This window comes from Nocardioides sp. Z35_8 (assembly GCF_059621125.1).
The window spans coordinates 769,727-784,569 of record NZ_JCAQIE010000001.1; the positions used below are offsets into that span (position 1 = coordinate 769,727).

Annotated in this window: 11 protein-coding genes; 4 read left to right on the forward strand and 7 right to left on the reverse strand. The window is 75.1% G+C overall.

Features of this window, described 5'->3' with window-relative positions:
• Positions 1-12: 12 nt before the first annotated feature.
• The 4 genes from AC54T2_RS03710 to AC54T2_RS03725 form a co-directional block, all read right to left on the reverse strand.
• The gene (locus AC54T2_RS03710; RefSeq protein ID WP_496665551.1) at positions 13-3,093 is read right to left on the reverse strand and encodes an FtsX-like permease family protein; all 3,081 of its coding nucleotides are present in this window, start codon (positions 3,091-3,093) and stop codon (positions 13-15) included.
• Positions 3,094-3,157: 64 nt separating this feature from the next.
• On the reverse strand, positions 3,158-5,518 hold the full coding sequence (locus AC54T2_RS03715) for an ABC transporter permease family protein (RefSeq protein WP_496665552.1): 2,361 nt from the start codon (positions 5,516-5,518) through the stop codon (positions 3,158-3,160).
• A 37-nt stretch (positions 5,519-5,555) separates the two neighbouring features.
• Positions 5,556-6,203 (reverse strand): ATP-binding cassette domain-containing protein, encoded by a 648-nt coding sequence (locus AC54T2_RS03720; RefSeq protein ID WP_186339573.1) that lies wholly within the window; start codon positions 6,201-6,203, stop codon positions 5,556-5,558.
• Positions 6,200-7,087, reverse strand: a complete 888-nt coding sequence (locus tag AC54T2_RS03725) for an ABC transporter ATP-binding protein (RefSeq protein WP_241005258.1) — start codon at positions 7,085-7,087, stop codon at positions 6,200-6,202. Before AC54T2_RS03725 ends, AC54T2_RS03720 begins: the two co-directional genes overlap by 4 nt.
• Positions 7,088-7,146: 59 nt before the next feature.
• On the opposite strand from AC54T2_RS03725, the gene AC54T2_RS03730 reads away from it, so the two are divergent.
• Both AC54T2_RS03730 and AC54T2_RS03735 read left to right on the forward strand, forming a co-directional pair.
• Positions 7,147-7,797, forward strand: coding sequence for a response regulator transcription factor (locus tag AC54T2_RS03730; protein ID WP_496665553.1), 651 nt, complete (start codon positions 7,147-7,149; stop codon positions 7,795-7,797).
• 72 nt (positions 7,798-7,869) lie between these two features.
• Complete coding sequence (locus tag AC54T2_RS03735; protein ID WP_489976341.1) at positions 7,870-9,366, forward strand: SDR family NAD(P)-dependent oxidoreductase; 1,497 nt, start codon at positions 7,870-7,872, stop codon at positions 9,364-9,366.
• 56 nt (positions 9,367-9,422) lie between these two features.
• Here AC54T2_RS03735 and AC54T2_RS03740 read toward each other — a convergent pair whose 3' ends face one another.
• Positions 9,423-10,064, reverse strand: coding sequence for a response regulator transcription factor (locus AC54T2_RS03740; protein WP_496665554.1), 642 nt, complete (start codon positions 10,062-10,064; stop codon positions 9,423-9,425).
• Positions 10,016-11,164: a sensor histidine kinase gene (locus AC54T2_RS03745; RefSeq protein WP_496665555.1), complete on the reverse strand. Its 1,149-nt coding sequence runs from the start codon at positions 11,162-11,164 to the stop codon at positions 10,016-10,018. Before AC54T2_RS03745 ends, AC54T2_RS03740 begins: the two co-directional genes overlap by 49 nt.
• Before the next feature lie 160 nt (positions 11,165-11,324).
• Here AC54T2_RS03745 and AC54T2_RS03750 point away from each other — a divergent pair, with 160 nt between their 5' ends.
• A complete protein-coding gene (locus AC54T2_RS03750; RefSeq protein WP_496665556.1) occupies positions 11,325-13,475 on the forward strand; it encodes an MMPL family transporter in 2,151 nt (716 codons plus the stop codon).
• 98 nt (positions 13,476-13,573) lie between these two features.
• Positions 13,574-14,209 (forward strand): hypothetical protein, encoded by a 636-nt coding sequence (locus AC54T2_RS03755; RefSeq protein ID WP_496665557.1) that lies wholly within the window; start codon positions 13,574-13,576, stop codon positions 14,207-14,209.
• 7 nt (positions 14,210-14,216) lie between these two features.
• On the opposite strand, the gene AC54T2_RS03760 is transcribed toward AC54T2_RS03755, so the two are convergent.
• Positions 14,217-14,822, reverse strand: a complete 606-nt coding sequence (locus AC54T2_RS03760) for a hypothetical protein (RefSeq protein WP_496665558.1) — start codon at positions 14,820-14,822, stop codon at positions 14,217-14,219.
• Between the last annotated feature and the right edge of the window lie 21 nt (positions 14,823-14,843).

A 14,843-nucleotide genomic window follows, 5' to 3' on the forward strand; every position in this document is an offset into this window, starting at 1 on the left:
GCGTCGGACGCCTCAGCGGGCCGACTCGCGCAGGGTCGCGCCGCGGGCGCCGCGCACGGTCATCGACGCGCTGGCCAGGGCGACGGCGCCGAGGACGGCCGCGGCGAGCAGTGCCAGCACGGCCAGGCGCAGCGGCGAGATCGCGGCCACCAGCGCGGGCGTCGCCGGATCGTCGGCGTAGCCGAGCGTGATCGTGCGCAGCACCACCCACTGCGCCAGGGAGCCGGCCAGGATGCCCGCCAGCGCGGCGCTGCCGAGCACGACGGCGAGCTCGCGCACCACGGCCACCATCACCGCGGAGCGGGGTACGCCGACCACGCGCAGCGCCGCGGCGTCGCGGCGGCGGGCCGGCAGCTGGACCGCCGCGCTGACGAACAGGCCGGCGAGCGCCATCAGCAGCACCAGCGCCGCGACCACGCCGTAGAGGCGCAGCGCGAGGGCGTAGGCGCTCTGGTCGAGCACCTCGCGCTCCTGCTGGAGGGTGGTGCCGACGGTCAGCCCGGCGCTCGAGAGCGCCTCGGTGATCGAGGACGGCGTGCCCTCACGCGCCAGCACGTGGGTGGTGACCAGGTTGTCGTAGACGGGGCGGTCGGTGACGAACGAGCTGTAGTCGACCAGCAGCCCCGACGGGCCGGTGAAGGGCATCCCCTCGATGGCGCCGATGCCGCCGATCGGGTCGACGGGGATCAGTCCGAAGCCCTCGTCGAGCTTGGCGATGGCCCGCGCCTGGACGCCCGGCCCGGCCAGCGCCGGCCGGTCGCGGGTGATGCCGCCGGCGGTGAGCCGCGCCATGCCGACGGAGTCGCCGGTGTCGACGTCGAGGTCGAGGGTGCCGTCGACCTCCCGCATGCCGGTGATCGAGGTGCGCACGGCGGGGTCGGGGGTCGGCGTCCAGCCCGCGCCGGCGATGGCGTCGGGCACGGGCGTGCCGTCGACCGCGACCTCCTCCAGACGGATCGTCCCCGACATGCGGGCGTTGGTGCCGGCGCCCCCGCCGAGGGTCATCCCCTCGAGCGTGCAGCCCTCCCGGCAGAACGACACCCGGGCCGAGCGGCTGCTCTCGCCCGGCGGGAACGGCCCGAGGTAGGCCTTGAGCGGCACCCCTCCGCGGCTGCCGAAGCGGAGCTCGACGGACAGGCCGTCGTCGAGGTCGGCCCGGTTGTCGACGGTGAGCGTGATCCGCCGGCCCTCGAGCGTCGGCACCCGGCCACCGGGCGCGATGGTGTCGGCGACCTGCTCGACGTCGCGGCCCGGGCTCCACGTGGGCGGCCAGGTCGCCACGCGCGCCAGCCGGCTGCTGTCGACGACCGAGAAGTTGGCCCCGGGGTTGGAGACGCTGGCCGCGGCCATGATCCACTCCCCGTCGGGGTCGACCCGGCGGGTCAGGTCGACGGCCTCGGAGATGGTGAGGTTGGTCGACCACGTCGTGGCGGCCGGCGAGGCGGTGGCGGCGACGCTGGTGCGCCAGGTCGCGGCGGAGTCGTAGACGCCCGCGCCGAAGACGGCGACCGCGATGGCGGCGGTGATCGGCAGGATGACGAGGGTGCCCTCCTGGCGGCGCGAGATCGCGCGCGAGGACACGAAGCCGCTGAGCGAGCGCCCGCGCGAACGGTGGGTCCACCACGTCGCGAGCACGGCGGTCAGCCGCGTCGCCGCGAGCCCGGCCACGACGGCGAGCAGCACCGGCAGGACGAGGTCGGTCGCGTCGGGCTCGGCGGGGCCGCTGGCCGACAGCTTGCTCGCCAGCGTCGCGACGGCGAGGGCGGGGAGGGTGAGCTGGGCGATCACCGACCAGCGGCGCGCCGCCACCGGGCGGCGTACGCCCGAGAGCTGGGAGGCGAGCGACTCGCGGACCACCAGGCCCACGGCCACGCAGGCGACTGCCACGGCCGCGGCGAGCACGAGCGCGGCCGCGACCCAGCTGGCCGCCGGCAGGGGCAGCGGCAGGCCGGGCACCAGCCAGCTCCGCACGAGCACGACCGCCAGGCCCAGCCCGAAGGCGATGCCGAGCGGGGTCGCGACCAGCAGCAGGGTGAGCGGCTCGGCGAGCCCGAGGCCCCACAGCCTGCGGGACGTGACCCCGCGCAGCGACGCCAGCGCCAGCTCGGGCACCCGCAGCTCGCTGGCGGCGTTGAGCAGGCGCATCAGCAGCGCCAGTGCGACCAGCACCAGCGACAGCACGGCCGGCGCGATCGAGCTGCGCGCGGTCGACTGCTGGAAGCGGACCTCCTCGACGACGTCGGCCAGCGAGTTGGTGTCGTCGGAGCGCAGGATGCCGCCGACGACCGCCACGCCACCCTCGCTGGGCACGGCCGAGGCGGATGCCGCGGCCTCGTCGAGCTGCTCGGGGGTGAGGTCGGCGGGGACGGCCAGGTGGGTGTCGACGCGCACCGTCCAGGAGCCGGCCGCGGTGATCGTGTCGTCGGTGGTGATCAGCGGGGCGGGGGCGAACGGCTGGTAGCCGCCGCGGATGCTCTCCTGCTCGTTGGTGCTGGTGAGCCGTCCCGGGATGAGCCAGTCCTCGCTCGTGCGCGGGGTGAGGTAGGTGCCGACCACGACGACCTCGTCGATGCCGGGACGCGGCAGCCCGAGGGCCGCCACGCCGTTGGGCTGGAAGATCGCGAGGTCCAGCGGCCGGCCGATCTCGGCACCGGTCTTCTCGAGGTCGGAGGCCAGCATCAGCACCTCGCCGCGTGCCTGGGGACAGCGTCCCTCGACCTCGAGCGTCTCGCAGGCGTCGGTGCGCGCCCAGAAGGTGACCACGCCGCGCAGGGCGCTGAACCGCTCGGACTGCACGATCGGCACCGGCTCCTGCCAGGGGCCGGTCGTGAGCTCCTCCGAGGCGTTGACGGCGTCGGTGCGCGCCTCGCCGAGGGGGGTCCCGGGGTCGGGGGTGAAGACGCGGCTCAGGCCGGTGAGGCCGGCCGGGGTCTCCTGCAGGCGGGTCACGACGTAGGAGTTGGTCACCGCCTCGGAGAAGACCGGGCCGAGCACGGCCGAGCCGACGGCGAGGGCGCTCAGCAGCACCGAGCCCGCGGACAGCAGCGCCCGGGCCCGCAGTCCGCGGACGATCGCACCGAACAGCTGGATCATTGCGGGGTCCCCTCGGCGTCGGTCGGAGGAGCGCAGCGGGGGCGAGGGACGTCGTGGGGTGGGTTCACTGGCCCTCCTCCTCGCGCAGCAGGCTGGGGCGGGTCGTGGCGGCGCGCACGGCCCGCGCACGGCCGCCCACCACCACGACCGCCAGCGCCGCGATCAGGGCGGGGACGACGAGCGGCCAGGCGTGGGGCGCGGTGTCGAGGGGCAGCCCGGCCACCGGGACCGCGAGCAGCGGGAGCCCGTCGAGCAGCAGCCGCACCGCCAGCCAGCCGCCCGCGACCACCGCGGCCAGCGCGAGCACGGTGAGGCTGGCCAGCTCGGTGCGCCCGGCGCGCCGGGCGGTGCCGGTGGAGATGCCGAGCACCCGCAGCGACGCCACGTCGCGGCGGTAGTCGCGCAGGTGGCGCGCCACGCCCGCGCCCAGCGCGAGCAGCGCGACCAGCGCGCAGGCCAGGGCGGTGAGGGCGTACGCCACCGACTGGGCGCCGCCGAAGCGCTCGCCGAGCGACTCGCGCACGGCCGTCCGGGAGCGCCAACGGGTGCCGGTCGCCTCGGCGACCCGGTCGAGGACCTCCTGGGGGGCGCCCGCGCGGGCCACCACCTGCACCTCGGCCGAGGGGACGGTCGGCCCCGACCCGACCGCCGAGGTGCGGATGTCGGCGAGCGTGCCGATGCTGCCGAGCAGCGGCAGCGACCGGGCGACGCCGACCACCTCGGTCACCCGGTCGTCGCCGCCGAGGTCGAGCGCCTGCGGCGCGGCCTCGTCGGCGACCAGCACGGGCACCTCGTTCGCGCCCAGGTCGAGGTCGAGCTCGAGCGCGGTGGCCGGCAGCATCGCCACCTGGAGACCGTCGGGGCGGTTGACCACGAGCACCGCCGGGGGCTCGTAGTTGCGGAAGAACTGGTTGGAGAGAGCTGCCTCCACCGACGACGGGTCGGGCACCCACGGCTGGGCGAGCAGGTCGGTGCCACCGAGGGTGAGCTGCTCCACCAGCACCACGAAGTCGTTGCCGTCGATGAGGCCGCGGCTGTCTCGGTCGAGCGAGAGCCCGGTCACGACGCAGCCGTCGGTGCACTCGTCCACCCGCACGGCGCGGCGGGCGGGGGTGCCGTCGGTGGGCACGTCGAGGGTGACGGTGACGGCGCCCGAGCTGTTGGCCGCGGTGACGTAGGACAGCGTCAGCACGGCGCGCGCGCCGCCGACCTCGGTCTCCTGGCCGTCGGGGCCGCGGAGGGTGCGCACGGGCGGCAGCTCGATCCCGGAGACCGCCACCGTGAGGCGGTCGCCGGCGACGCGCACCGGGGCGAGGCCGGTGGCGAGGCGCCCGACGGCGTCGGACGCCGCCCGGGCGGGGGTGTCGTCGTAGAAGTCGCCGACCACCCGCTCCCAGCGCGCGGCGTCGACGTAGGCGCGGCGCTCGGCCAGCCGGTTCTCGTTGCGCACGATCGCGGTGGCGACGAGGTGCTCGCCCTCGGGGTCGGTCTGCTCGGTGAGGTCGACGGCTCCCATCGCGCCGAGCGCGGTCGCGTCGATCGTGCGCTCGCCCGGCACCTCGACGGCGGCCTGCTCGTCGGTCCAGCCGCTGACCGCCACCGCGCCGCTCAGCGCCAGGGCCCCGACGACGCCGGCGGCCACGACCAGCCGGACGGGGGTGACCAGGTCGTCGGCGCGCGCGAGCCGTCGCGCGGCCAGGAACGCGCCCAGGCCGCGCCTCTCGGTCGCCGGGGTCAGCACCCGGGCCGCGATCCGCACCACCCACACCGCGACCTGCCCGAGCGCCAGGCCCACCAGCGCCGGGCCGAGCAGGACGACCAGGTCGGGATCGCCGTCGCCCTCCCGGCTGCGGTAGGCCGCGACCGCTGCGCCGACGAGGACGAGCACGCTGAGGAAGATCGCCAGCGTCGTCGCCCGGCGCGGCCGACGCCGCGTCGAGACCTGGGCGGCGAGCGGCTCGCGCACGGCCGAGGCCGCGGACAGCGCGACGATCAGCAGGCCCACGCCGGCGATGGCGGCGGCCGCGAGCAGCGCCGTACGCCCGAGCGCCGGGGCGGCCTCGCCGAGCCAGGTGGCGCTCGCCCAGACGGTGCCGGCCGCGCCGACCGCGAGGCCGAGCAGGGTGCCGAGCACGATCGCGAGCAGCGGCTCGACCAGCAGGAAGCGCCACAGCCGCACCCCGTGGACGCCCCGCAGCCGGGCCAGGCCCACCTCCTCGCGGCGGGCCACGGCGAGCTCCGCGCCGATGCTCGGCACCGCGACCGCCCCGAGCAGGAGCAGCGGGGCGCTCAGCCAGCGCGAGGTGCCGGCCGCCTCGGCGAACTGCAGCACGGTCACGGCACCGCCGACGACCACCAGCGACATCAGCACCAGCGTGGCCAGGGCACCGCGGCGGCTCCAGGCGCCGCGCAGGACTCGGCTCAACGACCCGGCCTCTCCGGTGCCGCGGACGGACGGGCGGTCACCGAACGACCCGGCCCTCGTCGAGCGCGATGTGCAGGTCGCACGCCTCCACGACGGCGGGGTCATGGGTGGCCACCACGACGACGGCGCCGCGGGCGGCCTCCTCGCGCAGCTCGGCCAGGACGACACCGCGGTTGCCCTCGTCGAGCTCGGACGTCGGCTCGTCGGCGAGCAGCACGTCGGCGCCGACCACGAAGCCGCGGGCGCAGGCGACGCGCTGCATCTGGCCGCCGGAGAGCTCCTCGACCTGCCGCTCGCCCAGGTCGGCGATCCCGAACCGCGCGAGCGCGGCCTCGGCCGCCTCGTCGGCGTCGGCGGGCGCCACCCCGCGTGCGCGCAGGGCGATGGAGACGTTCTCCCGGGCCGACAGGATCGGCACCAGGCCGTAGACCTGGAGGACGAACGCCACCTCGGGCAGCGGGTCGCCGCTGCCCGTCCACATCTCGCGTCCGTCGAGCTCGGCGGAGCCCGAGGTGGGCTCGAGCAGCCCGCCGGCGATGGAGAGCAGGGTGGTCTTGCCGGACCCGCTCGGACCCGACAGCGCGGTCACCTTGCCCGCGGGGAAGGTGACGCTCACGTCGTCGAGGAGGGTGCGCCCGCTGACGTAGGTGATGGCGTCGAGCCGCAGCTCGCGCGGCTGGCTCATGCCTGGGATCCTTCACTGCTGGCGCGGGTGACGATGATGCGGCCCTGCTCGTCGTCCTCGAAGCGGACGAGCGTGCCGGGGGGCCACTCGGCGGCGATGTGGCCGGGGAGGTGGAGGACGCCGTCCTCGCCCACCACGGCGTACTCCGAGCCGCCGTGGCCCTCGGCGCCGACGCGGCCGCCCTTCATCGTCACCGTGCGCGGGAAGGTGGCGGCCACCTCGGGCTGGTGGGTGACCACGACGATGGTGGTGCCGAAGTCGTCGCCGAGCGAGTGGATCAGGTGGAGCACGTGGTCGCGGTCGGCGTGGCTGAGCTGGCTGGTCGGCTCGTCGGCGAGGAGCAGGCGCGGCGACGTCGACACGGCGCAGGCCAGCGCGAGCCGCTGGCGCTGGCCGCCGGACATCGTGGAGACCACCTGCTCTGCCTGGTCGAGGAGCCCCACGCGGTCGAGCAGCTCGGTGTCGGCCAGCGCGTGGTCGCGGTCGCCGCCCGAGAGCGAGAGCCGGGCGAACGCGATGTTCTGTCGGGCGGTGGCGTAGGGCAGCAGGTTGCGGGTGGCGCCCTGGAGCATCGTGGATACCTGCCGCGAGCGGATCCGGGCGAGGTAGCGCTCGCCCATCCGCGAGACCTCCTCGTCGCCGAGGTAGATCTTGCCGGCACTCGGCTTCTGGATGCCGCCGAGGAGCGCGAGGAGGGTCGACTTGCCCGACCCGCTCGGGCCGAGGAACGCGACCCGCTCGCCGGGCCGGATGGTGAGGTCGACGCCTCGCAGGGCGACGACGTCGTGTCCGCCAAAGGTCTTGTAGAGGTGGACGACCCCCTCACAACGGACGCCGAGGCCCCCGGTGCGGGTCTCCTCGACCACGGCCGCGCTGTCCCGCACGATGCCCTCAACTCTCTGTAAAGAGGTTCAACATACATAAACCGCAGTACGTTGAATGCATGGTGATCCGAGTTGCGCTCGTCAACGACGACGAGGTGGTCGTCCGGGGCCTCGACGCGATGATGCGCAGCTACGGCCACCGCGTCGACGTGGTCGAGCTCGCGGCGGGCAAGCCCGTCGCCCAGCCCGTCGACGTCGCGCTCTACGACACGTTCGGGATGGGGCAGGGCAACGGCCCGGCCGTGCGCCAGCTCATCGAGAGCCCCCAGGTGCGCTCGGTCGCGGTCTACACCTGGAACTTCCAGCCGTGGCTGACCCGCGACACCCTCGGGCAGGGCGTGCGCGGCTACCTCTCCAAGAGCCTGCCGGCAGCGCGGCTGGTCGAGGCCCTGGTCTCGATCGCCGGGGGCCAGCTCGTCGTCTCGCCGTCGCGGGGGCGCTCGCCGCTGGTCGGGGGCGACTGGCCCGGCCGCGAGGAGGGCCTGACCGCCCGCGAGGCCGAGGTGCTGTCGCTGATCACGATGGGCCTGAGCAACCAGGAGATCGCCGAGCGGACCCTGCTCTCCCTCAACTCGATCAAGTCCTACATCCGCTCGGCCTACCGCAAGATCGACGTCGACTCCCGCTCCCGGGCGGTGCTGTGGGGCGTCGAGCACGGCATGCGGGCCGACCGGGTGCGGATCAACGGCTCACCGGCGCGCGAGGTCTGACGGGTCACACCCGCCGCCCGGACGCCGCCCGCGCTTTGGGGCGACGGCGCCCGCCGCCCGTACCCTGCTCCGGTGAACGAGCAGCACGACGGCATCGACCCGGCCGACCTGGCGACGACCGTCCGCGTCCTCGAGCAGCTGCACCGGGTGCCGGGCGACCACCCCGACCACATCACCGTCAAGCGCGCGGCCTCGCACATGTACAAGGCGATCAAGGCCGAGCGCCGGATGGCCAAGCGCGCCGAGGAGCTGGCGCACGACCGTGCGGTCACCGAGCTCACCGCCACCGGCTCGCCCGAGCGCATCGACGACGAGACGTCCGGGATCCCGCTCGTCTCCTCCGCGCCCGGCGCGTTCGCCGGCGAGCTGATCAACCCGCGCGGCTGCTACATCTGCAAGCAGGACTTCACCCTCGTCGACGCGTTCTACCACTGGCTGTGCCCCACCTGCGCGGCGATGAGCCACGCCAAGCGCGACCAGCGCACCGACCTCACCGGCCGGCGGGCGCTGCTGACCGGAGGGCGCGCCAAGATCGGGATGTACATCGCGCTGCGCCTGCTGCGCGACGGGGCCCACACCACGATCACCACCCGGTTCCCCAAGGACGCGGTGCGCCGGTTCGGCTCCCTGCCCGACAGCGACGAGTGGATCCACCGGCTCAAGGTCGTCGGCATCGACCTGCGCGACCCCACCCAGGTCATCTCCCTCGCCGACGACGTCGCCGCGGCCGGCCCGCTGGACATCCTCATCAACAACGCGTGCCAGACGGTGCGCCGCACGCCGGGCGCCTACGCGCCGCTCGTCGAGGCCGAGTCGCTGCCGCTGCCCGACGACTCCGTGCCCGAGCTGGTGACCTTCGACCGGATCTCCGAGGCCCACCCCGCCGCGATCGCGGGCGCGCTGCGCGACACCGCCGTGGCCCACCACGAGGGCGAGTCGGCCGAGCACGCGATGGCCGTGCACAACGCCGCCACCCTGACCGCGCTGGCGCTCAAGGCGGGGCAGGCCTCCCTCGACGCGCACCTGGCGGGCACGGCGGTCGACGCCGGCGGGCTGCTGCCCGACGTGCAGGTCTCCAACTCGTGGACCCAGACCGTCGGCGAGGTCGACCCGCTCGAGCTGCTCGAGGTGCAGCTGTGCAACTCGATCGCGCCGTTCCTGCTGGTCTCGCGGCTGCGCCCGGCGATGGCGAGCGCCGCGGCGGCCGCGACCTCCGGGCGGGCGTACGTCGTCAACGTCTCCGCCATGGAGGGGCAGTTCTCGCGGCGCTACAAGGGCGCGGGGCACCCCCACACCAACATGGCCAAGGCCGCGCTCAACATGCTGACCCGCACGTCGGCGGGCGAGATGTTCGAGACCGACCGGATCCTGATGACGGCCGTCGACACCGGGTGGATCACCGACGAGCGCCCGCACCACGAGAAGCTGCGGATCGCCGCCGAGGGCTGGCACGCCCCGCTCGACCTCGTCGACGGCGCCGCGCGGGTCTACGACCCGATCGTGCTCGGCGAGGCCGGCACCGACCTCTTCGGCTGCTTCGTCAAGGACTACCAGCCCTCCCCCTGGTGAGACTCCGGTGAGCCCCTGGTGGGCCGGGGCGGGCTCAGGGCCGGCTCGGGGCAGGCTCAGGACTCGAGCCAGGCCAGCACCGCGAGCACCCGCCGGTTGTCGTCGGGGGCGACGGGCAGGTCGAGCTTGGTGAAGATGCTGTTGGCGTGCTTGTCGACGGCCTTGGGCGTGATGTGGAGCCGAGCCGCGATGGCGGCGTTGGAGCGCCCCTCGGCCATCAGCCCCAGCACCTCGCGCTCGCGCTCGGACAGCCGGTCGACCGCGCGCGCCCGCGGCCGCGCCATGATCGTGGAGACCACCTCCGCGTCGAGCACGGTGCCGCCGGCGGCCACCCGGCGCACGGCGTCGACGAACTCACCGATGTCGCCGACCCGGTCCTTGAGCAGGTAGCCGATGCCGCCCCCGCCACCGGCGAGCAGCTCGCGGGCGTAGAGGTGCTCCACCCACTGCGAGAGGACCACGACGGGGAAGCCCGGGCGGGCCGCGCGGCAGGCGATCGCGGCGCGCAGGCCCTCGTCGGTGAGCGTCGGCGGGAGGCGTACGTCGAGGATCGCCGCCTCGACGTCGGGGTCGGCGAGCGCCTCGGCGAGAGCGGGTGCGTTGTCGACCGAGTGGACGATCGTGAAGCGGTGCGCCGTGAGGATCCGGGTCAGCCCGTCGCGGAGGAGGGCGTTGTCCTCGGCGAGGACGACTCGCACGGCACCTCCAGCGTCACCAGGGTGGGACCACCCGCAGGGCTCGAGACTCTCACGCTGCCGTCGAGCGCCGCCAGCCGCCGCGCCACCCCCCGCAGCCCGGTGCCGCCCGACGGGTCGGCGCCGCCCCGCCCGTCGTCGCCCACCACCACGACCAGCAGGTCGCCGCGGCGCTCCAGCTCGACCCAGGCCTGCTGCGCCCCGGCGTGCTTGGCGACGTTGGCCAGGCACTCCAGCACCGCGAAGTAGGCCGCGGTCTCGACGGCGGCCGAGGGCCGGTCGGGCAGGTCGCCGGCCACCGCGACCGGGACGGTCAGGTCGAGAGCGAGCGCCTGCACCGCGCCGGCGAGGCCGCGGTCGGCGAGCACGGGCGGGTGGATGCCGCGTACGACGTCGCGGATGTCGCCGAGCGCCGCCCCCGTCGTGGTCGACGCCTCGGCGAGCAGGTGGCGGGCGGCGACGGGGTCGGTGTCGATCAGCTGGCGCGCCAGCCCGAGGCTCATCTGGAGGGCGACGAGGCGGGCCTGTGCCCCGTCGTGGAGGTCACGCTCGATGCGGCGCAGCTCCGCCGCCGAGTCCTCCACCGTCTCGGCACGGGTCTCGGTGAGCACCTGCACCCGCTCCGCGAGGAGCTCGTGGCTGCCCCGGCTCAGCAGGCGGGCGTCGAGGACCGAGCGCAGCCGCATCAGGTGCGGGGTCGCGAACCACCACAGCACCAGGGTGACCACGCCGAGCATCAGCACCACCACGGCCAGCGAGAGCGCGAGCCCGACGCTCGCCGACGCCACGGCCCACACCAGCTCGCGCCAGGTCATCGGGTCGCGACCCCAGGTGGCGAGCCGGGCCGGCAGGGGCAGGTCGTCGTCCGGCAGGCGGTCGGCCGGTACGGGGTGGGCGAGGGTGGCGGCCGCCATCGCGCGGTGCCGGTCGGCGATCCAGCGCAGCAGGGGCAGGCCGACGAGCAGGACCGGGATCCCGACGACGACGACCGCGGTGCCGGCGCCGAGGGCGACGAGCGTGGCGGCGACCAGCGTCGGCACGGCCAGCGCCACCTGCGCGAGCGCGAAGCCGGTCAGCCGGAGGGGGCCGGGTCGGTGCGCCATGTCCCCATCCTCACCGATCGCGAGGCCCCGGTCGGTGGGGTTTTCCCCACCTCGCGCCGGGAGGTGCCACCCCTGCCGGACGCGGCGATCGCCGGGAGCGTGGGGATCGACCGATCCACGGGCACCACCCGCCCGGACGCACACGGAATGGAGCACGTCGATGGCAGCCGACCTGATCACCCGGATCCCCCAGCGCGCCGCGCGCTGGAGCGCCGAGCACCCGTGGCGCGCGATCCTCACCTGGCTGGCGCTGGTGGCGGCGGCGACCAGCCTCGCCGTCCTCGTACCGACGCACGAGGCGGAGCCGGCCGACTACCGCATGGGCGAGTCGGGTCGCGCGGACGCGATGGCCGAGCGGGCGGGACTGGCCGCACCCGAGTCCGAGGTCGTCCTCATCAGCGGCGATCCGGCCCGGGTGCCGGAGGGGGCTCGCGACCTCGCCCAGCAGATGGCCCGCGCCGAGGGGGTCAGCGACGTCGCTCCGCCGGTGTGGGACGACGACCGCTCCGCGATGCTGGTGTCGGCCTCGCTGGCCGAGGGCGTCGACGACGCCGGCCCGCTCCAGGAGGTGACGGACGCCGTCGCCGCCGCGCACCCCGACCTGACGCTGCGCCAGACCGGCGGACCGAGCCTCGACGAGGCGATCAACGACCAGGTCGCCGACGACCTCGCCTCGGCCGAGGGGATCAGCATCCCGGTGACGCTGGTGCTGATGCTGCTGGCCTTCGGAGCCCTGATCGCCGCCGGCATCCCGGTGCTGCTGGCCCTGGGCAGCGTGGCGGCGACGATGGGCATCTCAGCGGCGGTGTCCCACCTCGTGCCGGCGGAGCCGACCGTCGGCTCGATGATCGTGCTGATCGGCATGGCCGTCGGCGTCGACTACTCGCTGTTCTACCTCAAGCGCGAACGTGAGGAGCGGGCTCGCGGGCGCAGCACGCTCGACGCGGTCGAGATCGCGGCACAGACCTCCGGACACTCGATCCTCGTCTCCGGCTTCGCCGTGGCGGCGGCCATGTCGGGACTCTTCCTCGTCGGCTTCGTCACCTTCACCTCGCTCGCGCTCGGCGCGATCATCGTCGTCGCGGTCGCGGTCGTCGGCTCGATCACCGTGCTGCCCGCGCTGCTGGTCAAGCTCGGCCGGTGGGTCGACCGGCCCCGCGTGCCGCTGCTGTGGCGCCTCAACCGCCGCATCGGCGCCGGCGGGATCAGTCGCCGCATCCTGGCCCCGGTCGTACGCCGACCCGCGCTCGCGCTCGGCGGGTCGCTCGCGGTGTGCGCCGCCCTCGCCCTGCCGGCGCTCGGCATGACGATGCACGCCGCCACCCTGGAGACGCTGCCGGGCGAGATCGCGGCGGTGCAGACCATGCGCGACGTGGCAGCGGACTTCCCCGGCGAGGGCACCACCGTGACGGTGCTGGCCGATGGCCCGGGGTCGGCGACGGCCCTGGGTGAGCTGGCGTCCACCGCGACCGGATCCGGCGCGTTCAGCGAGGTGCCCGGCGGGCTGGCCACCTCCGACGACGGCGACACCTCGTCCCTCACCCTGGCGCTGCCGTGGCCCGACTCCGACGAGCGGACCACAGAGGCCATCACCGACCTGCGCGAGAAGATCGCACCCGCGGCGCTCGACGCCGACGGCCTGGAGTGGGCGGTGGGCGGGGACGCGGCGTCCAACCTCGACTTCGACGAGCACCTCACCACGTGGATGCCTGTGGTGATCGGGTTCGTCCTGCTGCTGACGCTGGTGATGATGGGGGTCGCCTTCCGCAGCGTGCCGCTGGCGCTGGTCTCGACCGCGCTCAACCTGGTCTCGGTCGGCGTGGCCTTCGGCGTGCTGACCCTGGTGTTCCAGCACGGCTGGCTGGAGGGGGCGCTCGGCTTCACCAGCCCGGGCTTCGTGATCGACTGGATCCCGCTGTTCGTGCTCGTCGTGCTGGTCGGGCTGTCGATGGACTACCACGTGTTCGTCACCGGGCGGATCCGCGAGCTGGTGGGGCGCGGGCTGCCGACCCGGCTGGCCGTCGAGCAGGGCATCCGCGACAGCGCGTCCGTCGTCACCAGCGCCGCAGCGGTGATGGTCTCGGTGTTCGCCATCTTCGCGACGCTGAGCATGCTCGAGATGAAGATGATGGGGGTCGCGCTGGCGGTGGCGATCCTGCTCGACGCGACCCTGATCCGGCTGGTGATGCTGCCCGCCGCCCTGGTGCTGCTCGGCGATCGCGTCTGGTGGCCGCGTCGCCCCGCCCGGCCGACCGGCGACCTCGTCGACGCGGGGCCCGGGTCCGAGCCCGAGCTCACCCCCGCTGCGTGACGGCGTCCCCCCGGAGGTGCCGGGTCGGCGCCCACCCGCTGCCGACCCGGCGCGTCGCGGCCTCCCGTCCGGCCGGTCCGGCTGGTTGACTGCGCGGCATGAGCCTCGAGACCGCCGAGCAGTTCCACGCCCGCGTCGCCGCGGCCACCGACGCCGAGGGCAGGCTTCCGGTCGCCATCGAGGCGATGCCGGGGTGGGACGTCTTCCCGTTCGAGCTCGACGGGCTGCGGATCAAGCCGCTCGAGGCGCTGCAGGACGCCGAGCCGCCGCGGGACGGCGAGGACCCGGCCGACTGCTCCTGCCGTCAGCCGATGCCGCCCGAGCGCGCCGCGCTGGTGGCGTGGCGCAACGAGCGCTGGCTGCTCGTCACCCTCGACATGAGGCTGCCGGTCTCCTTCATCCTGCGCCCGGTCGAGCACCACGACGTCGCCGACCTGCCCGACGAGCTGGCCGCCGAGATGGGCGTGCTGATGGCCCGGATCACCGCCGCGGTCGAGGAGCTGCCGAGCGTGGGTCGCTGCCACATCGGTCGCTACGGCGACGGCGGCGCGCACGCCCACCCCTTCTTCTTCGCCCGCCCGGCCCGGATGGCGCAGCTGCGCGGGTCGTGCCTGCTCGACTGGGAGGAGAACCTCCCGGAGGTCCCCGAGGACGTACGCCTCGCCAACGCCGCTCACGTCGGGCGGCGGCTGGTCGAGCGCCTGGGCGGCGACGGGCCGGCGTGGGAGCGGTGAGGAGCGCTCAGCCCGAGCGCGCCCGGGCCGCGTCCCAGCGCCGCCGGCACTCGCGGACGTCCTCGCCGTAGACCGCGACCAGCTCGGGCGGCACGCCGCGGGGGTGGGCGGCCAGGAAGTCCTCCAACGCGGCGTAGGACTCGAGGAACGCCGCGGTGTCGGGGTCGGCGACGTCGGTCGCGGCCGCCGGGGCGAGCGACGCGAGCGGGTCGGTGAGCGCGCGGGTCCACTCCTCGCGGATCGCCTCGTGCCGCTCGCGCGAGACCGCGAGCAGCCCGGCCAGCGACCGGTCGCGGGTGACGCCGTCGCGCTCGCTGTCGGCGTACGACGACTCGAGCCGGCCGACGTCGCGGCGGGCCCGCTCGCGCAGCAGCCACAGCCCGCCGAAGCCCAGCGCGTCGAGCCCCAGCAGGGCCGGCACCGCGACCGCGGTCACGTCGAGCTGCCAGACGAGCGGGAGGAGGAACACCGCCTGCAGCACCAGCAGCACGAGGGCGACGCCGGTGACCGGGTAGTCCGCGCGGACCCGCAGCCGGTCGGCGCGCACGGTGCCGGCGTGGACGCGAGGCACCGCGGGCTCGGCGCGCCACGGGACGAGCTCGGTCTCGGGCACAGGGCTCCCTCGGTGGTGGGA